Origin of the sequence: Prevotella multiformis DSM 16608 (assembly GCF_000191065.1) — a bacterium.
Classification (GTDB): Bacteria; Bacteroidota; Bacteroidia; order Bacteroidales; family Bacteroidaceae; genus Prevotella; species Prevotella multiformis.
Map to the genome: position 1 here is coordinate 769250 of NZ_GL872282.1, position 21652 is coordinate 790901.

Genomic DNA, 21652 nt, shown 5'->3' on the forward strand with positions numbered 1-21652 from the left:
CAAACCTCAAATCTCAAATCAAAGATATGGTGAAGAAAAAGAAAACGAAGGTTGTCATGCCGGCAGGGCTGACCAACCTGACGCACAGTGTGCAGAGAGGAAATGTAAATGCACCTGCGGCAGAGATAGAACCGCAAGATACGGACGAACAGGACGAACAGGACGAACCGTCCGCACAGGAAGACGTCGCACTACCGGAAACAGAAGACGACGGCCGGCACTCATCCGCCCCGGCAGAGCCGGAACGGCAGCCGACGGACTACGAGTACGAACGCAGTACCGCCCGGCAGACACCACAGACCAGCCGGTTCGGACACGTCAGCCCCAAGCAGGAGGCTTCCGACAGAAAGAACCGCACGGCACCCGCCGCAAAGAAGCTCCCCAAGGCAGAGGGCAGGCAGCTCGCCCGCGAGTATTCCCTGGCGAAGGACAGCGGCGAGGACAGCTGGCAGATCTTCCTCGACCTGGCACGCGACTACAAGGCACGCGACTCCCGACTGGCAACCGTCTACATCGATTCCGACCTCAAGGGTGTCCTCGACCGCCTCAAGTCGGCCACAAGCGTCAAGCTGCCCTCCACGGCACTGCTCAGTGCCATCGTCGCCCGCTTCGTCTTCGAACACGAGAAGGACATCAAGAACGCCATCTTCGGAGAAAGCCTGCTGTAAGGGAAAGCCTCCCGAAAAAAAGCCTCCCCAAGCCGTCTGAGAAGCGACAGCCTTCCCAGCCCCCTCCAGCGGAGGGGATTCGCCGCACAGAAGTAGCGGGGCGGTAACGTCTGTTACCGCCTATCCTCGCTTATCCGCACCTGCACATCCCCTCCGCCGAGATGGCTTGTGGAGATCCCTTCCCTCAATGCACCTTCTTCCGCTTCCCGCTGAACTCCGTGAAGTCCACCCGGATGATCTCCACCCGGTGGAAGCTCTTGTGCGCATATTTGTCGCCGATTTCCTTGAAGTCGGCCGACAGCTTGTCGATCAGCAGGTGCAGGGCGCGCATCTTCTCTTCGTCGCTGAGGTGGATGTGCGCCTCGCCGAAGAAAATCGCACTCTCATACTCCGTCGTGAAATTTCGGGGCAGCAGATGCACGTTGCCGATGATGCAGAGCGACACCTTCGGGTTCTGCCCGATGGCCTCCAGCTTGCGGCCCGCCGGCGCACAGTGGATGTAGACACTGTGGCCGCCGTCCCACACGAAATTCACGGGGATGCCATAGCCGCCCCCCTCCGACACCATGCTCAGCACGCCATACTCGCCCTCGCGCAGCAGCTCCAGGGCACGTGCCTCTTCCAGCAGACGATCCTGTCTGCGGACGCGTTCATTCACATATTTCATTTTGTTCATCATTTTATGGAAAACACAAATCACCGATGGGCAGGCACGCTCGTGTGCGGTTGCGAAAAAAGACGACAAACAGACAGCCGTACCTTTCCGTCTTCAGTCTTCCCATCAACACAAAAAAAGAACCTTGACTGATTCACATCACCCAAGGTTTAAATACTAAAACTAAATTAACCACTAAAAAAACTTGATGCAAAGATAAAGGGTTTTCCTGAAAAAAGCGAATATTGAACAGGACTTTTTTTGTATCCAACGCCGTCTTTAACTTTTATTAAGTTGCAGACTGTCAATTTTATCGACAAAGACGTTAATTTAATAGAATCCAAGTCTCTGAACCAACAGGGAAATGTCAGTAGAAACCGAAATTCCATGTTCTGCAGAACGAAAAGAAATGACATTTCCCGTACAGATTGTATCCGATTATCCCACAGAATTTCCCGAAACACACACACTTCCCAGCAGACGGGTCAGCCGCCCATCACATTTCCGCAGCCCATCCGCCCACAACCGTCCCCGCTTCCTGCCTCTCCGATTTTCATACAACAGCACAGGAAAACCGGCCGCTGCAACGACCCGACACCATCCCCCGGCATTCCTACGGACAGGTGCCCGCCCCACACCCACAGCAGCAACAAGACGGGGCATCACGGATCTGGAGTGATGGGGCTGCCTCGTGAGCTGATGACCTTGATGAAACATCACACAGAGGCAGGGAGTGAATGGAGGCAAAATCCTATTACGGAAGCACCGGCGGGGCTTGCAGCAGAGGCCGTCTGAGAGCTTTACCAGAGCATTCGTCGGTGAGAATCATGAATGGCGTTTGCCACGAAAATAAAAGAACCCCGTACCCCCTCTGTCACTCTTTTTACCGCCGGTACCTCCGGGATAGTTTTCTTCCTCTCTTTTATCCACTTCTCCATGTCCCGTATTATGTAACAGGCCTGCTTGACCACTCCCTGTCTCGGAAGAAGAACAAGATGTACCTGCCCTCTACATCCCCCCAGACACCGTCCGACCGGCGCAGACCCGACCCTGACCCCGTCCCCGCCTCCCGGCAAACGCAGCCTGTAACAGCACCTGCACCGGCAGACCAGCGCAGACCCGCCATGAGACACCCGCAAGGCATTCCCGTCCTGCCCCCGGATACCCCAAAGGAAACTCCGGGAGACGAACCCTGCAGCAACGACAAGAAGGGAACTTATATAGTAGTCGGCTATATATAAGGTATACAAGGAGCGGAGAAACACGCACGGCAAAAAGGGGCAGGTCTCCTGCCGCCAGACGGCCGACAAAAAGGGAACATATCAGGAGAAAGGTTTGTAGTCGTGTAAACCGTTGATAATCAGCATCCATGTCGGAGCGCACAGCAGCTAACTGCGACAAAAAAGTGACAAGTTTAGCGTTTGGCTCAATCAAAAATCAAACATAAAGCAGACAAATCATTGTGAATAAGCGGATTATGCGGAAGAAACATCAGGATAATCCATCCGTATGTTCCTGATTTGTCGCCCTGCGTTCGGGCAGAAAAGGAAGGCAAACGGACGAGGAAAAAACAGAGGGAATACGGGCCGTGCGACAGATAGGGAAGTAAAAACTCAACGCCCTTTCCCGTCTCTGGAAAGACAGACAGGGAACAGCCGGAAGCCGTCTCCGGGCAGACAGCCGGGTGCATCCGCCATCATGCGTCCTACGGACGACCCGCATCCGCCGCCGCTCCCGGCCTCGGACCGGATCCTGTCGGTAAAACCTAAACCGCTGTATCCATGCAGGATACGGATGTCTTAAGCCGGCTCTTCCCTGTACTTTTCTCCGGTTCACGATGCCTTGCCGGACAGGGGGAAGACAACCGCAGAATCCCTGTCCGCAAACAAGGAAGACACCCCCGAAAGCGAAGTGCGACAAAAAGGGAGGTTCGCCCCAAAACTTTTGTTTAAAATCATCTTCCCCCGAAGGAAAATCCTGTTTTCTTTCCGAACACAAAACTTCTTCTCAAGTTAGAATATCGTTATATAATCTTTATTAGATATTAGTAGGGGATCCGCAACCTGCTGTCAACCAATCTGCTGCAACCCTGTCAGACGACAGGAAGGGAACATGGCGGCGACAGACAGGGAAGAGGCGTGCGACAGATAGGGAAGGGGACAGCGACAGATGAGGAACAGTTCCGTCTGCCTGTCCGACAAGTTGGGAGGATGGGTGCGACAGATGGGGAGGAACTCTGTTGTTTTGTTGAAATATCATGACAAAACAGCTTGTTTCCTCTCATTTCCCCTTTGTCTATGCTGTTTGGACGGGGGAGGGTAGGGGAGAATCCAGCCGGATTCTCCGACTTCTTCAAGGTGTGATTTCTGTTAATAACCCCCATATTGTCAGTAGCTTGTATTCCATGCCGGGGAAGACTGTCCGACGAAAAGGGAAGTTCTGCAGTGTCGGAAGCAGCCTCCTTTAACGACAAACAGGGAAAATACTGAAAATAAATTACATGAATCCCTTCCCGTAGCCCCCCTATTCCCTCACCGGATCCCCCTCTTCCCCTCCTGAAAGTCCCCCTTCTTCCTTCACCGGATCCCCTCTTCCCTTCCTGAAAGTCCCCCTTCTTCCCTCACTGGAGATTCCCTCTTTCCTTCCCGAAAGCCTCCTTCTCTCTCACCAGAATCATCCTCTCTTCTCACAGGAATCCCCCTGCGCCTCTTTCCCGTCCTCGCCTTTCCGTTCCCTTTCTTCCTTCCGGCTTCCCTCTGTCTCCTCTGCTTTCTGTCCTCCGGAAACGCCGGCCTTTTTCCAGCCGATGCCTGTCCGTATTCCAGCCAACGCCCTCTTGCCGTCCAACCAAGCACCGTTTGCATTGCAACCAAGCACCTTTTGCCGCCCAATCAACGCCCTTTTGCCGCCCAATCAAGCACCTTTTGCACCGTCTTTATAACCTCCTGTCAATCAGACGGTCTATACTTGGATCCGTTTTACCTTTCTTGTGGGTCTTCAGGAATTTGGAGTGATGAGATTCGTCCCGTGAGCTGATACCTTTGATGGAATACCATACAGAGGCAGGGAGTGGACGGAGGTAAGAACCCTGTCACGGAGGCGCCGCCGGTGCATGGAGCAACGGAGGCCATCTGGGAGTTTTACCGGAGCATTTGTCGGTGAGAATCATGAATGGCGTTTGTCACGAAAATAAAAGAACCCCGTACATTACCTCTCTGTCGCTCTTCTGTACCGCCGGCATCTCCATGATGTCTTTCTTCCTCTCTTGTACTGCCGGAACCTCCATGCCGTTTTTCTTCCTCTCTTTTCTCCGCTTCTCTGTGCTTTCTATGTGACAGGCCTGTTTTATCACTCCCTATTCCGGAAGGACTTTTTTTGTTTGCTGTTACTGGAATGTTTTTACTGCCGGTTCTGAAAATCCCGCATGGGTCTGTCGCTGACAGGGGATCTTGTCAGCTCTTTCTGTCTGCCCGCTTTTTTATGCAGCACCTCCGGCTGTCTCTTTCAGTCGAAAGCGTGTCCCAGCTTCATCTAAGAAATTTACGGATTTTATGGATGCTTAAAACAATGTTTCGGTCTTAGAGGGTTACGTCCGAGAAAAATTGATGGAAACTAAAGGGAAAGGAAGGGAGCAAGCACTTGAGGAGAATGGTGTAAATTGAAAACGATTACGTTTTATTTTCGTGTACACAAGTGTGTGATATTTTATAGTTTACAGGATGATTTCGTATGAAAAATAATGGAAATGTACACGAATGTTTGCACATATCAAAAATTACTGGTATATTTGTACCAGAACTTAGATTTTATCAATATGCAGGTAATCAGTACGAGAGAATTTAGAGCCAATCAGAAGAAGTATTTTGATCTGGCTGCTCACGAGACCATTTACGTGGCCCGTAGGAATCAGGCTCCCATACTCATCAGTGTGGCGAAAGACGAGGACATGCTTTCAAGAGAAGAACTTCTGTCCATTCAGAGGGGATTAGACGATATAAAGAAGGGGCGTGTTAATCGTATGGAGAAGTGGGAGAGTCTTGATGATTTTTTAGAGCGTATGGATCATGTATGAATTAGATTTCACCGTGCAATCTCAAAAGGAAATTGCTAAATTGAGGAAGTCTGATATACAAGCATACAAAAAGTTAAAACTTTTATTGGCAGAATTGCGAGAGCACCCATACACAGGAACTGGACATCCGCACCAGCTTCGTTATATTGATGGTATATGGTCGAGAGAGCTCGACAAGAAGAACCGTATCCGTTACATGGTTAACGATACAACAATCGTAGTACTTGTTTTGTCGGCCCTGGGACATTATGATGACAAGTAAGGCCGATCTTCTTGTCCCTACTTTGTTGCCGTTCTCTTTTTCCTTTCCGAGACCAACCGTGCGGTTGATTGTCTGTTCCTGCATGGATTTTTTCATGGATAAGTTTTATGGTTCTTCCGGGAATAGGGAGTGATAAGGTAAGCCTGCTACATAGCATGCACAGAGAAGTGGAGAAAAGAGAGGGGAAAAACCATCGCGGAGATGCCGACGGTACAAAAGAGTGATGGAGAGGTTATGTACGGAGTTCTTTTATTTTTGAGATAAACGCTATTCGTCATTCTTACGATCCGATGAATCTGGACGGTAAGTTCAGCGTACCTGCGGCGGTATTCCATGGCGATTTTGTCCACGGTGATCCCCTTGAACTGCTCCCGAATAATCTTGCACATACGAAATCAGACCGGGGACATTGCGCCTGCCAAGTGGATGGAAGTCTGTCACGAGAAGCAGGACTTTCGGATCGGGCATGTCACCGTATTTCTTCGATACCCTTTCCCTTGATTTTCCGCTTGCTATGCGCTCTGCTTTCGAGACCTGTGCTGTCTGCACGTCCTGCTTTTTTCTCGTCTCTCTTCCGCCTTCCGGGGCACTCCAGTCTTTTTCTCTTTCCGCTTTTTTCTTCGTTCCTGTCCATTCTGTCTTCTGTTGATATGGAATGGAAAATAGAACAATTATGAAATTTTATATTAGAGATGTATGCAGTATACAAGAAAAATTATGTATCTTTGATGTTCAAAACCTCCCGGGCCGGTTGATTCCGGTAGAGAATGGGAATCATTTTAGAATAGACTGTAGAAAGAAGATGGCGACGAAGACATATAATGTTCTTGATTTGTTCTGTGGATGTGGCGGTATGTCGTATGGCTTTGAGAAAGCCGGATTCGACGTACTGCTTGGCATTGATGTATGGAAGGATGCCTTGGTTACATATCAGCACAATCATAGGTCTGGCGGTGTTTTATGTGCCGATCTGTCTGTCATCACGGGAAAGGAGGTTGGACAGCATCTCGGTGGGAAACAAGTTGATGTCATCATAGGCGGCCCTCCCTGCCAGGGTTTTTCGGTTGCAGGAAAGCGTATTGTCGATGACGACAGGAACAAACTCTATAAGGGCTTTGTGCGTATGGTATCCTGCTTTCATCCGAAGGCGTTTGTCATGGAGAATGTCCCGAACATTCTTACAATCGGGAATGGCGTAATTAAGGAGTCTATCATCAAGGATTTCTCGGAGTTAGGATACAAGGTATCTTATAAGGTGCTGCTGGCTTCCGACTATGGTGTCCCCCAGAACCGTAGACGTGCGATTTTCGTCGGAATGCTTGACGGTACGGAGTTCGTGTTTCCCTCTCCTACATTAGAAACCCCCGTTACCTGCAAGGAAGCGATATCCGACCTTCCCGAAGACAGCCTTCCCGAAGGCGGTGAATATCCCGCAGATCCACAGAGCGAATACCAGAAGCTGATGCGTGAGGGCTCGGACGGTGTCTATAACCACGAGATAACCGTTCACAACGAACGGACAAAGGAAATCATCGCCATGGTTCCTGATGGGGGGAACTACAAGGATCTGCCCATAGAACTGCAGAACACGCGGAAGGTTCACATCGCATGGACACGCCTGAACAGTATGCGTCCGAGCCTTACGATCGACACGGGGCATTTCCACCATTTCCACTATGAATACAACCGCGTGCCGACTGCCCGCGAGAGTGCGAGGATCCAGTCTTTTCCTGACACTTTCGTTTTCATAGGAAACAAGACGAGCAAGTTGAAGCAGATTGGCAATGCCGTCCCACCTTTTATGGCTCAGGCAATCGCTGGACAGATATTGAAACATCTCAAACAGAAATAATATGTACGACCCGACTCTTCAGTACAGGTGTACCATCATCCGTGGCAAAAGCCAGACGGACATGGAGGATCTGTTGCCTTTATATGCAAACATCGTTCACAAATATTGTCCTTGTGAGGAGAAACAGTTCAGAGCTTCTTGCTGCAAGGCCTTGTCGAAGGCTCTGTTTTCCACGGAGGCTTATGATCGGTTGTCCGACAGCAATCAGAAGACCGTTCTGAACCATCTCACCGAGATTGCCGGTACGTTGTTGGGTCTGTATTATCCGGCTTATGATGATGAAACCAAGACCAACTATATCAACGAGTCCGATTCCTGCAAGTATCTTATAGAGAGCGGTGATTATCCTACTTTCTTCAAGAATCTCTGTCTTAATTTCCAGTTCCCCAATGGTGCGAAATGGCTTCAGTTCATAGAAGATGACATTAAGAACAAGATTCGTATCAAGCCGTTCTGTTATGTAGTCAGCCTGCTCTTTCATGCCCAGCAACAGGTGGAAAGAGAATTGCTGACGAAGCAGGAAATAGGTTTTTATGTGCTGAACAGTCTGGAAGTCCTTCAAGGGAAGGTGCCTTGCAGTGACGTCTATGACCGCATCATGGCCGACAGGAAGAACAAGGTCAGGCGGGAAAGGCTGTCCGGTTCGCATGACTGGCAGCATATTAAAGAACAGTTCAACCTCCTGGAACTGGCTGACATCATCGAGACGGATGCTACGTATATCTGGCTCAATAAGAATGCGGCTGAAAGTATCGCCTGCTTCATAAAGCACAAGGATGATTTCATCTTCGATGCCTATAAGTATGATCTGAAGTCGAAGGCGGGTAGAATTCAGTACATGGAAGACTGGAAGAAGGCTTATGGTATGTTCAACAGGGAACTTCAGGGCTACCGCATCTTGTTTCAAAGTGATGTCGTGGTTCTCGGGAAGGATGCCCAACGGGCGCATCCCGGCGCAACCAAGTCGTCGGTTGATCTGGGTGATGAAGGCGAAGCACTTGTTTTCAGGATTGAGCAGGAAAGGGTCAGACGATATCGTAGCCGGCTTGTCAACAAAGTACTGCTGCTTGGGAAGACCAAGGGGCTGGGTTATGACATCTCCTCCATTGAAGCTGACGAAAATCCCTCCCATCCGGAATTTGCACGTTACATTGAAGTGAAGTCGACAAGACGTGTTACCGAGCCCTCTTTCACCAGCAGGTCCTGGATGGACTCTCTGAACGTCACGGCCAAGGAATGGGTTGCGGCAGAACAGTATGGGGATTATTACAATATATACCGTGTCTACTTTACTAAGACAAAGACCTTCATTGTCCGGATCCGGAATCCGTTCCGAAAGGCGCAGGACGGTGAGATAGAAGTGTACCCAACTATCTATCAGATGAACTTCGGTTCATCGGTAATCGAACTGAGATATGAAAAATAAGAAATACAAAGTCGCTTCGCTGTTTTGTGGTTGCGGCGGGTCCGACCTCGGAATCGTCGGTGGTTTTGAATATCTTGGAAAGAGATATGATGAGTTGCCTTTCGAGATTGCTTATGCCGTTGATTTTGACAAATGGGCGGTTGACACTTACAACAAGAACTTCAGGCATAAGGCAGTCTGTGCTGATGTAACCGAAGTCGACTTTGACGAGACAGCCGATGTAGATGTCCTTATCGGAGGCTTTCCCTGCCAGTCGTTCAGTACAGTTAACCCGACAAAGGACACTGATGATGACAGGGCGAACCTGTATAAGCAGATTGTCAGGTTTCTGCAGGTGAAGAGACCAAAGTACTTCATTTGCGAGAATGTCAAGGGACTGGTGACACTCAAGGGTGGAAGTATCATCGGCAAGATTATCGGGGAGTTCCGCCGGTGCGGCTACCGTGTACGGTTCAGGCTGTTGAAGGCTGTTGAATACGGAATCCCCCAGCGAAGGGAGCGTGTAATTATCGTCGGTATTAGGGACGACCTGACATTCAATTATGAATATCCTGCACCTGTTTGTACGGAAGCAGAGGCTACACCGTTAAGTGCGGTGATTGACGAACTCGCCATAACGGATTCGAAGTATTATTTCTCGGAGCGAGCTGTACAGGGCGTGAAAAAAGCAAAGAACAACATGAAGCGAGGCTTGTGGCAGAGCCTTTCACAGCCGTGTCTTACTATTACCGCTCATCTGGCAAAGACGAGCATGAACTCGAGAGACCCCATCCTTCTTGTTGATCCTGACCGTGAGCTTTATCGCAGGTTCACGCCCCGCGAAGCTGCAAGGATACAGTCTTTTCCTGACAGTTTCCTGCTGAATGATTCTGAGCCGAAATCATACAGGCAGATAGGCAATGCAGTGCCACCCGTTTTCATGTGGTATGTAGCCCGGCAATTGGAGAAGGCCATTATGGGGCATGACAGTCCAGGCATTTCCGTATGCAACGTAATAGGCAGTGACGGAAACGTTCCCGAGAGAGAATTCTGTCCGGAGACGGTGGGAAAGCAGACCGCCAGCTGCCGCCAGCTGGATCTGTTCTGATTCTTCTTTTGGAATTGTGTCTGTGCTCCCCTGTCTGCAAATATGCCGCCCCGTCTGCACGGATATGGGAAAAATTGCTTACTTTTGTCTTTTGAATAAAGACAGAAAGGAAGCGACATGGAACCACTGGCAGAACGGATGCGGCCGCGCACCCTCGACGACTATATCGGACAGCAGCACCTCGTGGGCGAGGGGGCCGTGCTCCGGCGGATGATCGACTCGGGGCGCATCGCGTCGTTCATCCTCTGGGGACCGCCGGGCGTGGGCAAAACGACGCTGGCGCAGATCATCGCCCACCGGCTGGAGACGCCGTTCTACACCCTCTCGGCGGTGACGAGCGGCGTGAAGGACGTGCGCGACGTCATCGAGCGGGCACAGAAGGGCCGCTTCTTCAATTCCGCCTCGCCGATCCTCTTCATCGACGAGATCCACCGCTTCTCCAAGTCGCAGCAGGACTCGCTGCTCGGCGCCGTGGAGAAGGGGACGGTGACGCTCATCGGGGCGACGACGGAGAACCCGTCGTTCGAGGTGATACGGCCGCTGCTCTCCCGCTGCCAGCTCTATGTGCTCAAGCCGCTGGAGAAGGACGACCTGCTGACGCTGCTCCACCGGGCGGTGGCGGAGGACACGGAACTGAAGAAGCGGCACATCGACCTGCACGAGACGGATGCCCTGCTGCGTTACAGCGGTGGCGACGCCCGCAAGCTGCTGAACATCCTCGAGCTGATCGTCGATGCCGCGCCGGACGGCACGGTCACCGTCACCGACCGCATCGTGGAGGAGCGGCTGCAGCAGAATCCCCTTGCCTACGACAAGGACGGCGAGATGCACTACGACATCATCTCGGCGTTCATCAAGTCGATCCGGGGCTCCGACCCCGAGGCGGCTCTCTACTGGATGGCGCGCATGATAGAGGGAGGCGAGGACCCGAAGTTCATCGCCCGGAGGGTCGTCATCAGTGCGGCGGAGGACATCGGACTGGCGAATCCCAACGCCCTCCTGCTGGCGAACGCCGCCTTCGATGCCGTGACGAAGATCGGATGGCCCGAGGGACGCATCCCGCTGGCCGAGGCGGTGGTCTACCTGGCACGGTCGAAGAAGGACAACTCCGCCTACAAAGCCATCAATGAAGCCCTGGAGCTGGTGCGCCGCACCGGCAATCTCCCCGTCCCGCTCCATCTGCGCAATGCGCCGACGAAGCTGATGAAGGACCTCGGCTACAGCGACGGTTACAAGTACCCGCACGATTACCCCGGCCATTACGTCGAGCAGCAGTACATGCCCGATGCGCTAAGCCTCACCCCCGGCCCCTCTCCGAATGGAGAGGGGAGTGATTAGCGATGAGGATTAAGATTAGCTGCTATCCATCCCGCTTATCCTCGCTTATCCTCGCTTCCTGCCATCCTCGCCTATCCCCGCCCATCCCCTCTTATAATCGCCCATCATCGCTTATCATCGCTTATGAAAATCTCCATCCTCGACTGCCATGCAGTCAACCCCGGCGACCTCTCCTGGGAGCCGGTGAAGTCGCTCGCCGACTGTACCATCTACGACCACACCTGCCAGGAGCAGGTGGTGGAACGTGCCAGGGAGGCCGACGGCATCCTGATCAACAAAGTGCGCATCACGCGCGAAGTGCTCGACGAGCTGCCCCGCCTGAAGTATATCGGCGAGCTGGCGACCGGCTACAACAACATCGACCTCGAGGCCGCCCGTGAGCGGGGCATCGTCGTCTGCAACATCCCGGCTTACAGCACCGACAGTGTCGCACAGCACGTCTTCGCACTCCTGCTGAACGTCGCCACCCGGGCCGACCACTATGCCCGGGCCGTGCGGCAGGGCGAGTGGAGCCGACAGCGGGACTTCTGCTACTGGGACACGCCGCTCATCGAGCTGGCCGGCAAGACCATCGGCATCGTCGGGCTCGGCAACATCGGGCAGCGCGTGGCGCACATCGCCCACGCCATGGGCATGGACATCTCCGCCTGCACCAGCCGGAACAGCAGCGACCTGCCCGAGTGGATCCGCAAGACGACGCTCGAAGGGCTGCTCAGCACCTCCGATGTCATCACGCTGCACTGTCCGCTGACGGCCGGCAACACCCGCATGATCAACGCCGGAACGCTGGCGATGGTACATCCCGGTGCCATCCTCATCAACACCGGACGCGGCGGACTCGTCGACGAACAGGCCGTGGCCGCCGCCCTAGAGAGCGGACAGCTCGCCGCCTACTGCGCCGACGTGCTGACCGACGAGCCGCCCCGCCCCGACAACCCGCTCTTCCGCCAGCCCAACGCCTACATCACGCCCCACATCGCCTGGGCGACCCGTGAGGCGCGCCAGCGGCTCATGGCGGTCTGCGTCGAGAACATCAGGCGGTTCATCGCAGGGAATCCGCAGAATGTGGTGTAATGCCATCACATTCTCATCCCCGCCCATCATCGCCTATTCCCACTTATCATCGCCTCTCATCGCCCATTATCGCCCATTATCACTTATCCCCGCCCATCATGCCCTACACCGACCCCCAGCTCGTCCACACGCTCCAGGTAATCCTGGAGTTCCTCGGGACATTCGCCTTTGCCATCTCCGGCATCCGCCACGCCGCACAGAAGCACTTCGACTGGTTCGGAGGCTACGTATGCGGCTTTGCCGTCGCCATCGGCGGCGGTACCATCCGTGACACCATGCTCGGCGTGCGTCCGTTCTGGATGACAGACATCATGTACGTCCTCTGTACGGCGCTCGCCCTGCTGCTCGTCATTCTGTCGCGCAAGTGGATCAGGCGGCTGCGCAATGCCTGGTTCGTCTTCGACACGCTCGGACTGGCACTCTTCACCATCGCCGGCATCCAGAAGACCATCGCCCTCGGACATCCCTTCTGGGTGGCCGTCATCATGGGCTGCATCACTGGTGTGGCGGGCGGCGTCATCCGCGATGTGCTGCTGAACAACGTGCCGGTCATCTTCCACAAGGAGATCTATGCCATGGCCAGCGTGGCAGGCGGACTGCTCTACTGGGTGCTCCTCGCCCTCGGACTGCCCCTGCCCCTGACAGTCGTCGTCACCTTCCTCACCATCTGCATAATCCGCTTCATAGCAGTGGGTTATCACATCTCCCTGCCGACACTCCACGGTGAGAATGAAAAAAAACGGGAAAAAAGACACTGAAACATTTGGCAGAACCGATTAAAAGTCCTACCTTTGCACTCGCAATTAAGGATTGAGGCTTCGGCTTCTCCGTCGTTGCGACCATAGTCTTATGGTTCCGTAGCTCAACTGAATAGAGCACTTGACTACGGATCAAGAGGTTACAGGTTTGAATCCTGTCGGAATCACACAAGGGAATACTCGAAAGAGCATTCCCTTTTTTCATCTCTCCCTCTCCTCATTCCAAACTTTCTTCCTACCTTTGCAGGTATCATCCATCACACGTCAACCGCTATGTTACGTTATATCAATACAGATATTGTCTTTCAGGAGTTTCCCGACGAGGTGACGCTCGCCATCAACATCTCCGGCTGTCCCTGCCACTGTCCGGGCTGTCACAGCAGGTTTCTGTGGGCAGACACCGGCACAGCACTGACGGAGGATGCGCTCTCGGCCCTGATCAGTGCGGCGGCCGATACGATCACCTGTGTCGGTTTCATGGGCGGTGACGGGGATCCGGCGGCGGTCGACAGGCTTGCCTGCCACGTCCTGCACTGCCACCCGGGACTGAAGACGGGATGGTACACGGGGCGCACGGCCGTCTCGCCGCTCGTCTCGCCGCAGCATTTCCATTATATAAAGGTGGGACCCTATCTCCGCCATCTCGGCGGGCTGGACTCTCCGCGCACCAACCAGCGTATGCTCCGCCGCCGCCCTGACGGCTCCTTCGAGGACATTACCGCACGCTTCTGGAAGAAGTGAGGAGGGCGTTCCCCGACCCTTTGGAAGGATGGGAAGCTCCCCCCGCCCCCCTCAGAGGGAGGGGCGTGCAGGACGGGGTGGGGTCGGAAAAGACAGGGAAAGGCCCTGATAAGCGGTGGCAAGACACTTCCTGACCGGCTTCCGTCAGGCACTTGTCTTCTTCTAAGGGCTTGAGGGAGGTTGTCCTCGGAGGAGGAGGAGGCGCTCTTCGGATGGTCGGGGCGGGTCTTTTATCCGCCCTTTCCGTTTTCTATTGACACAACTACACAGTTCTTGTTTGGAAACGGCTCATTTCTGCCGTACCTTTGCATCGTCATCAGGAATAAAGATGACGGCACAATCTCTATTACACTGACTGAAGGGTCTTTAATAAGAATTTATACTGACTGAAGAGCCTGCAAAAATTTACACGGCCTGAAAGGTCTATAATAAAAACTGGAAGTTCTATAATAATTATGTATATGGCAAACGAAACGAAATCTACAGACCTCGATTACGAAGAGCGGCTCTCTCCCCACTTCACCGTGGGAGAGATGCTCCGCTCGGGGACAGCGCTCACACTGGGCATTCCGAATCTGCCGCCGGAGCAGTCCGCCGGCGACGAAACCGGCAGGGAGGAAGTCATGGCGAATCTCCATGCGCTCTGCGAGCAGGTTCTCGAACCGCTGCGGCGACAGGTAGGGAGGGTGATCATCACGAGCGGTTACCGCTGCGAGGCACTCAACGAGGCGGTAGAGGGCGCACGGCATTCACAGCATCAGAGAGGTGAGGCGGCTGACATTCACGTCACCGGGACGGAAATGTGCCGCAAATACGCCGCCATCCTCCGGCGCACCCCCTTCGACCAGCTGATCCTCGAACCGCGTCTTTCGGCGAAGAAACGGTGGATTCACGTGAGTTACAGACGTACAGGACACAACCGGCACCAGCTGCTCGGGATGGGGTAGGGGCGACATAAAGGGAAGATGTGAGATGTTCCCTTTTTGTCGGAGAAAGATGGGAGTCAATTGCGTGGAAGCAGGACTGCCCCGCGGAAAACGTATGGGATCGGCGCAGGAGCGGATGCCCGAAGTCCCCGGAACCGGCACGGTCGGCATGGTGCCGGAAGCTGAAAGGGGAGCCGGGAAGCGGCTGAACGGCATGCTGCCGGAAGTCGGAAACAGAGCAGGGAGATGCCGAAGAAAGCAGACACGGATGCAGGCTGTGGTACGCAGCGGCCCCGTGAGGAGGGACTGGAAATGCCGGATAGTAAACGGAAACAGCTGTTTTCCTGTTCCCGGTAATCTCTCTGCGGGATCTTTTCCGCTGCCGTGAGATTCTGTCAGTGCGGGGCGGGGCAGCCTGTTCAGTCCTCTTTTCTGAAAGGCAGAGGAGACCTGATTGTTCTATAAGTCACTTATCTGCAAATTTTTAATTAATTGTATTTTTAATTTTATACATTTTTATATTTATGATGAATTATGTCTATACGTTTTTGTGCTTTCCGCTTTTTACCTTTATATTTTTATATGTTTTTGCATTATTGACTATTTAGGTTTTCATTTATTTGTCTTTTCATTTTTTTACTTTTTTACCTTTTTACTTTTTTGTCTTTTCATCTTTTTACTTCTTTTATTTTTTATTTTTTCATTTTTTTGTCGCATTATCTTTTTATGCTTTTATAGGTTCAGTCATTTTATTCTTTAATTTTCATTATTTATTCACCTTTTAAATTCTCAAGTTATGTCCATCAAGTATTGTATGTATCAAGACAACCGTAAGAACAGCAAGCGTAAGGGTTTCTGGTATGCCCGCGCCATTTCTCCCGACGTGGTCGGTGTGAAGGAGCTTGCGCAGCGCATCGGCAACCGGTGTACCGTCACCGAGCCGGACATCCTGGCAGTGATCAGCGCCCTGGTGTTCGAGATGAACCAGGTGCTCAAGGCCGGCAGCCGTGTGAAGATCGACGGATTGGGAACATTCCGTGTCGGTTTCCATTCGCAGGGTGTCGAGCACGCCAAGGACTTCAATGTCCAGAAGAACATCTACGGTGCGCACGTGCTCTTTGCGCCGACCGTGACGGTCGATGCCACACGCCGCCGCATCAAGACGCTCATCAGCGGTCTCCGCATCCAGGAGGCTGTCAAGTACGACGCCCCCGCGGGGAAGGGAAAGGCCAAGGACGACGGCAAGGTCAAAGAGCCCGAGCACAGCACGCCGTCCGGTCCGCAGGCCGGTGAAAACAACGGCGGTCACGAGAAGGACACCCAGCCGCAGGCGTAAGCAGTTAGGGCGGAGGTGGCCGGTCGGGTGAGTAGGGGAGGGGAGAGGCCGAAAAGGGATGTGGGAAAAGCTGCGAGCCTGCTTTTCCGCTGGTCTTCAGAGGAGACGGCGTTCTCTTCCGGACTTCAGGCCGGCAGGTTCCGGGAGCGGCTCCCGCTGTTTTCCAGCAGTCTCTCCCACCTCTTCCGCTTCCGGCCTCCTCCTGCCTTTTCCGGGTGCTTGCAGATTCTATTCATTCATTTTTAAATTCTTTCATCTTATGAACAAACCAGTCTGGAAAAACATTCTGAACATTCTGATCTCCGTCCTCACCGCTTTGGCGACGACCCTCGGTGTGAGTTCCTGTCTTTAAGCCCTCACACACACAACCGTCTCGGCCTTAGACTTTCTTTAGGAAGTCAGGGTTCATAGACTTATTTGACAGGTTGTACCTCTTTGTACGGCAGATACTTACACTGGCTGTGAACGACGCATGGGTAGCTTTCGTGCGACACTTTGGGAAGTTCTCTCCGACAGACCGGTAAGTTCTGGCCGACAAAAAGGGAGCCTGTTTCCTGTCTGGGCGACAGAAAGGGAGGTTGTGGGCGACAGAAAGGGAGCTTTCCGTCCTCCGGTTTCTTTATTCTTTACAAAGGCAGCCTTTCTGTCTTCTTTTCTTTGCGATTCTGTCGTTACTAATTTGTCCTCTGTCTTATGACCTTTGATTTGTCTGTTTTCTAATATCCTATCAATCAACGGTATATAGATGTGTGCGACAAATTAGTAACATTCTTCAAATGGATCGCCCCTGTATCTGCGACAAATCAGGAAGTTGCTGAAAATATTTGAAAACGATTCCGTGGACTCCCCCAGCGGTTCTGCGGCTTCCCCTTTGCGTTCCATGGACTCCCCCGGCGGTTCTGCGGCTTCCCCTTTGCGTTCCATGGACTCCCCCAGCGGTTCTGCGGTTTCCCTCCTTGTGCCCCATGGAATCCTCCAACGGTTCTGCGGCTCTCCCCCTTTGTGATTTCGTGGTTTCTTCAAAAGGTTCTTTAGAAGTCCTCAACGGCGGTCTGTATAGTCTGTCTGGAATGATTTTTTACACTTTTTTGTCGCCGTATTATATAAATATATATTCCTTTGTTTATGCTTCCTGATAAAAATAGGCTTTCATCCGGTTTTCTCCCTTATGGGTCTTCGGGAATTTGGAGTGATGAGGTTTGTCTCGTGCGTTGATAGCTTTGATGAAATGTCACACAGAGGGGCTAAAGGAGGTAAAGACCCCATGGCGGAGGCGCCGCCGTCATTCTATATTTCGGAAGAACCTCCCTGATTCCTGCCCGTCTTGTTCCTTCTCATAATAGTCTACGGAGCAAGATGGGCAACATAGTGTTAGCAACCGACAAGAAAACATCATCTTTATTCGACATTTAAGATTATCTTTGCACCGAGATTCATTCCCGGAGCAGGATGCCCGGAGAATGCAACCTAAATCGGACCAACGGAAGGTTGCACCGCCCGTACCGGGACGGCAGCCGGAGAGACAGGCAGACCACCGGAAGCTGTACATTCCGGTTCTTCATATTGCTGAACAGGACAGACAGGAAGGTACCGGCAGGCGAAAACGAAGAGACAATCTAAACCCTATCATATATGGAATTTAACAACAGTAAAACCACATTACTGGCAGGATGCCTGGCACTGACGCTGCTCGGGTATTCTCCGGAAGTACAGGCGGCCGGCGGAGGTGTCGTGCAGGCCGTCGCCCAGCAGGTCCGGAAGGTCACCGGACAGGTCACCGACGGCAAGGAGGCCATCATCGGCGCCACTGTCAAGCAGAAAGGTACGAACAACGCCACCGTCACCGACCTCGACGGCAACTTCACGCTGTCCGTCCCTGCGGGCAGCGTGATCGAGGTGTCGTACGTCGGCTATGTCACCCAGGAGGTGAAGGTCACCTCCCAGACCGCCTATACCATCAGGCTTGCAGAAGACAACGTCGCCCTCAATGAAGTCGTCGTCGTGGGCTACGGTTCGATGAAGAAGAGCGATGTCTCCGGTGCGTCCGTCACCATGGACGAGAAGAAGCTGCGCGGCTCCATCGTCACCTCGCTCGACCAGACGCTGCAGGGACGCGCGGCGGGTGTCACGGCGACCAGCACGTCGGGTGCTCCCGGCACGTCGTCGAGCATCCGCGTCCGCGGCCAGGCCACCATCAACGCCAACGCCGAGCCGCTCTACGTCATCGACGGTGTCATCGTGCAGAGTAGCGGCGCAAGCGGCTCGTCGTACGGACTGGGCGACGCGCTGGGCAACGGAAAGGTGTCGACCATCTCTCCGCTGTCGACCATCAACCCCAGCGACATCGTTTCGATGGAAATCCTGAAGGACGCCTCCGCCACCGCCATCTACGGCGCGCAGGGTGCGAACGGCGTCGTCCTCATCACCACCCGTCGGGGAAAGGCCGGCGAGGCGAAGTTCACCTACGACGGCATGATGGCCTGGAGCCGGCAGACACGCCGCCTGGACATCATGGACCTGCGGGAGTTCGCCGACTACTACAACGACTTCGTGGCCACGGGACAGATCAATCCCACCACGGCCGACAAGCACTATGCCGACCCGTCGCTGCTGGGGAAGGGCACGAACTGGCAGGACGCCATCTTCCAGACCGCCTTCCAGCACTCGCACCAGATTTCCGCACAGGGCGGTTCGGAGAAGGTGCAGTACTACGTCTCGGCCAACTACATGGACCAGGAGGGAACGATCATCGGCAGCGAGTTCGACCGTCTGGGAATGCGCGTGAACCTGGATGCGAAGCTGAAGCCCTGGCTGAAGATGGGGCTGAGCACCAACTTCTCCACCACCCACGACAACCTGAAGCTCGCCGACAGCGACCAGGGCATCATCAACTACTCGCTGACCACACCGCCCGACATCCCCATCTATGACATGGACGGCGGCTATTCGTCGGTATCGAAGGAGGGCTTCACCAATCCCAACCCCATCGCCATGGCGATGCTGAACCAGATCAGGCTCGACCGCCGCAAGCTCAACGGCAACCTCTTCTTCGAGGTCACGCCCGTCAAGAACCTGGTATGGCACGCCGAACTGGGCTATGACCTCAGCGCCGACCGCGGCCGCCGCTTCCTCCCCACCGTCGACCTGGGCAGCTGGAAGCGCAGCATCAATTCCGCCTCCGTGCAGAAGGGGACGGGCACGTTCTGGCAGCTGAAGAACTACGTCACCTATTCCAACACCCTGGGCAAGCACAGCTTCTCGGCCATGCTCGGCCAGGAGATGTGGGAAAGCAAGTACGACAACAACCGGACGGAGAACACCAATCTCCCCGCCAACACCGTCAACAACCCGGCGCTGGGCACCGGCACGCCGTCCATCGGCGTAGGCTTCGGAAGTTCGGCGATGGCCTCGTTCTTCACCCGTCTGACCTATTCCTTCAACGACCGCTACAACGCCACCTACACCTACCGTTACGACGGCAGTTCCAACTTCGGGCCGAACAAGCGGTGGGCCGGCTTCCATTCGTTCGCCGCTTCATGGCGGTTCACCAACGAGAAGTTCTTCCGGAAGAGCTTCCTCGGGCCGTATGTGTCGAACGGAAAGCTGCGGGCAGGCTGGGGACAGACCGGCAACTCGGCCATCGGCTCCTACAAGTGGGGCACGCTGATGAAGGCCATGCCCACCCTGCTGGGGAAATCGTACCGGCCTGACAACATCCCGAACCTCGACGTGCAGTGGGAAAGCCAGGAGCAGTGGAACGTGGGCCTCGACCTGGGACTGTTCAACAACCGCGTCAACGTGACCCTCGACTGGTACCGCAAGGAGTCGAAGGACATGCTCATGCCGCTCCAGCTCCCGTCGTACATGGGCACCTCCGGCAACGTGTCGTCCGTCCTCGCGCCTCCCTACGGCAACTACGGGACGATCCGCAACACCGGTGTCGAACTGACTGTGAACACGCATCCGCTGACCGGACGCTTCCAGTGGGACTCCGAGTTCCAGATCTCGTGGAACAAGAACCGCCTGGTGGCACTCTCCGGGACGAAGAACGCAGCCATCGTGGGCTACGGACAGTGGAACGACGTGGTCAGCCTGTCCAGCGTGGGCGAATCGCTCTACAGCTTCTACGGATTCGTCACCGACGGCGTCTACAAGGACCTGGCCGACCTCGAGACCTCGCCGAAGACCTCGAAGTATCCTGCCGACGGCAAGAGCTTCGACCGCAACACCACGCCCTGGATCGGCGACCTGAAGTTCAAGGACATCAGCGGACCCGACGGAAAGCCTGACGGCAAGATCGACGACTACGACAAGACCAACATCGGATCGCCGATGCCGAAGTTCACCTTCGGATGGACCAACACCTTCCGTTACAGGGACTTCGACCTCAGCATCTTCGTCAACGGTTCCTACGGAAACAAGGTGTACAACTACATGAAGATGAAGCTCACCCACATGAATTCCCTGTGGAGCAACCAGCTGAAGGATGTCAAGGGACGTGCGCGCCTGGAGCCCATCGACCCCGCGAAGACCTATCCGGCAGGCAGCTACTGGTACACCGACGCCGGCAACATCCGCGTGGCGAACCCCGAGACAAGCATCCCCCGCGCCACCATCACCGACCCGAACGACAACGACGTGATCAGCGACCGGTACATCGAGAACGGTTCGTATATCCGCCTGAAGAACATCGCCCTGGGCTACACCTTCCCCAGGAAGTGGATCACGAAGTGGGGTATCGAGAACCTCTCTCTCCGCAAGTAAGGGTGTAAATCAGCAAGTTACGTGATTTACACCTTTTTTACACCCAAAAACTTGAGAGCGGTTAAAAGGGTCAAAAGAGTTGTCATTGGGAAAACATCAATAACAAATCGTCTCAGCGAAAGGTTCATAGGGGCATCCTTTGTTGACCAATTCCTGTGCCTGGTATATCTCCTTTCCATTATTTGATTCTTTCAATTAAAGGTCTCATCTTTAAATCGTATTCTTGATTTCCGAAATTGATCACAATAAGATTACGGCGGCATCTAGTGAGACCAGTGTATAGCAATTCATCAAATGAAAGATTGAACGATGTAGAAGACTCATATTTGGGTTCCAATATAAGGAATACAACTTCACTTTCCCATCCTTTGAAAGAGTTGATGGTTGAAATCTTCAACGTGCCACTATTCATCCAGAAATGTAGTTTTTTATTGTCACGGATGTTTTTATAACTATCTGAATATACCTCTTGCTTGAATCGATCAAGTATTTTCGCGTAATGCTTTCTGAATGCTTTAAATGCATCAATACTTATTCTACACTTCTGACACTCTTCTGCTAAACGAGAATCAAAGGTATCTGCGAAGTTTGTGCTCAAATCATATATCGAAAATAGCATAGCAACATGCTGCCGCACTTTAATGATGTCGTTATCATATAGTTTTTGTCTATTTGGGAACAGTTTCTTCTTAA

Annotated in this window: 18 protein-coding genes and 1 tRNA gene; 15 read left to right on the plus strand and 4 right to left on the minus strand. The window is 53.5% G+C overall.

The window, feature by feature from the left end:
• The first annotated feature begins 26 nt into the window (after positions 1 to 26).
• Positions 27 to 668, plus strand: a complete 642-nt coding sequence (locus tag HMPREF9141_RS03175) for a hypothetical protein (RefSeq protein ID WP_174256061.1) — start codon at positions 27 to 29, stop codon at positions 666 to 668.
• Between the two features lie 184 nt (positions 669 to 852).
• Here HMPREF9141_RS03175 and HMPREF9141_RS03180 read toward each other — a convergent pair whose 3' ends face one another.
• From HMPREF9141_RS03180 to HMPREF9141_RS13285, 3 genes are all read right to left on the minus strand, one after another.
• On the minus strand, positions 853 to 1335 hold the full coding sequence (locus HMPREF9141_RS03180) for a pyridoxamine 5'-phosphate oxidase family protein (protein WP_040554412.1): 483 nt from the start codon (positions 1333 to 1335) through the stop codon (positions 853 to 855).
• Between the two features lie 2564 nt (positions 1336 to 3899).
• Positions 3900 to 4187 carry a hypothetical protein gene (locus tag HMPREF9141_RS13280; RefSeq protein ID WP_156792411.1) on the minus strand — a complete coding sequence of 96 codons (288 nt, stop codon included), beginning with the start codon at positions 4185 to 4187 and terminating at the stop codon, positions 3900 to 3902.
• A gap of 317 nt (positions 4188 to 4504) precedes the next feature.
• On the minus strand, positions 4505 to 4675 hold the full coding sequence (locus tag HMPREF9141_RS13285; RefSeq protein ID WP_007367030.1) for a hypothetical protein: 171 nt from the start codon (positions 4673 to 4675) through the stop codon (positions 4505 to 4507).
• Positions 4676 to 5062: 387 nt separating this feature from the next.
• On the opposite strand from HMPREF9141_RS13285, the gene HMPREF9141_RS03190 reads away from it, so the two are divergent.
• The 14 genes from HMPREF9141_RS03190 (at position 5063) to HMPREF9141_RS03255 (ending at position 20959) form a co-directional block, all read left to right on the plus strand.
• Positions 5063 to 5395, plus strand: coding sequence for a type II toxin-antitoxin system Phd/YefM family antitoxin (locus HMPREF9141_RS03190; protein WP_007367031.1), 333 nt, complete (start codon positions 5063 to 5065; stop codon positions 5393 to 5395).
• On the plus strand, positions 5388 to 5657 hold the full coding sequence (locus HMPREF9141_RS03195) for a type II toxin-antitoxin system YoeB family toxin (protein ID WP_007367032.1): 270 nt from the start codon (positions 5388 to 5390) through the stop codon (positions 5655 to 5657). The genes HMPREF9141_RS03190 and HMPREF9141_RS03195 overlap by 8 nt, the downstream gene beginning before the upstream one ends.
• Before the next feature lie 802 nt (positions 5658 to 6459).
• Positions 6460 to 7509, plus strand: coding sequence for a DNA cytosine methyltransferase (locus HMPREF9141_RS03200; RefSeq protein ID WP_040554184.1), 1050 nt, complete (start codon positions 6460 to 6462; stop codon positions 7507 to 7509).
• Between the two features lies 1 nt (position 7510).
• Positions 7511 to 8935 carry a protein NO VEIN domain-containing protein gene (locus HMPREF9141_RS03205; protein WP_007367036.1) on the plus strand — a complete coding sequence of 475 codons (1425 nt, stop codon included), beginning with the start codon at positions 7511 to 7513 and terminating at the stop codon, positions 8933 to 8935.
• Positions 8925 to 10022, plus strand: coding sequence for a DNA cytosine methyltransferase (locus HMPREF9141_RS03210; protein ID WP_007367037.1), 1098 nt, complete (start codon positions 8925 to 8927; stop codon positions 10020 to 10022). Before HMPREF9141_RS03205 ends, HMPREF9141_RS03210 begins: the two co-directional genes overlap by 11 nt.
• Before the next feature lie 117 nt (positions 10023 to 10139).
• Entirely contained in the window at positions 10140 to 11360 is a 1221-nt protein-coding gene (locus tag HMPREF9141_RS03215) for a replication-associated recombination protein A (protein WP_007367038.1), read from the plus strand.
• 123 nt (positions 11361 to 11483) lie between these two features.
• Positions 11484 to 12434: a D-2-hydroxyacid dehydrogenase gene (locus HMPREF9141_RS03220; RefSeq protein WP_007367039.1), complete on the plus strand. Its 951-nt coding sequence runs from the start codon at positions 11484 to 11486 to the stop codon at positions 12432 to 12434.
• A gap of 98 nt (positions 12435 to 12532) precedes the next feature.
• Positions 12533 to 13192 (plus strand): trimeric intracellular cation channel family protein, encoded by a 660-nt coding sequence (locus HMPREF9141_RS03225; RefSeq protein WP_007367040.1) that lies wholly within the window; start codon positions 12533 to 12535, stop codon positions 13190 to 13192.
• A 93-nt stretch (positions 13193 to 13285) separates the two neighbouring features.
• Positions 13286 to 13359 (plus strand) — tRNA-Arg (locus HMPREF9141_RS03230).
• Between the two features lie 106 nt (positions 13360 to 13465).
• Positions 13466 to 13933: an anaerobic ribonucleoside-triphosphate reductase activating protein gene (nrdG, locus tag HMPREF9141_RS03235; RefSeq protein WP_007367041.1), complete on the plus strand. Its 468-nt coding sequence runs from the start codon at positions 13466 to 13468 to the stop codon at positions 13931 to 13933.
• A 461-nt stretch (positions 13934 to 14394) separates the two neighbouring features.
• Positions 14395 to 14880 carry a D-Ala-D-Ala carboxypeptidase family metallohydrolase gene (locus HMPREF9141_RS03240; RefSeq protein ID WP_040554417.1) on the plus strand — a complete coding sequence of 162 codons (486 nt, stop codon included), beginning with the start codon at positions 14395 to 14397 and terminating at the stop codon, positions 14878 to 14880.
• A gap of 775 nt (positions 14881 to 15655) precedes the next feature.
• Complete coding sequence (locus HMPREF9141_RS03250; RefSeq protein WP_007367045.1) at positions 15656 to 16195, plus strand: HU family DNA-binding protein; 540 nt, start codon at positions 15656 to 15658, stop codon at positions 16193 to 16195.
• Between the two features lie 259 nt (positions 16196 to 16454).
• Positions 16455 to 16547, plus strand: coding sequence for a smalltalk protein (locus HMPREF9141_RS13290; RefSeq protein WP_156792412.1), 93 nt, complete (start codon positions 16455 to 16457; stop codon positions 16545 to 16547).
• 1280 nt (positions 16548 to 17827) lie between these two features.
• Positions 17828 to 20959 (plus strand): SusC/RagA family TonB-linked outer membrane protein, encoded by a 3132-nt coding sequence (locus HMPREF9141_RS03255; protein WP_007367048.1) that lies wholly within the window; start codon positions 17828 to 17830, stop codon positions 20957 to 20959.
• Between the two features lie 178 nt (positions 20960 to 21137).
• Here the strand turns inward: HMPREF9141_RS03255 and HMPREF9141_RS13540 are convergent.
• Positions 21138 to 21652 (minus strand): ATP-binding domain-containing protein (locus tag HMPREF9141_RS13540; RefSeq protein WP_007367049.1); only part of this gene is annotated, 515 nt, incomplete at its 5' end.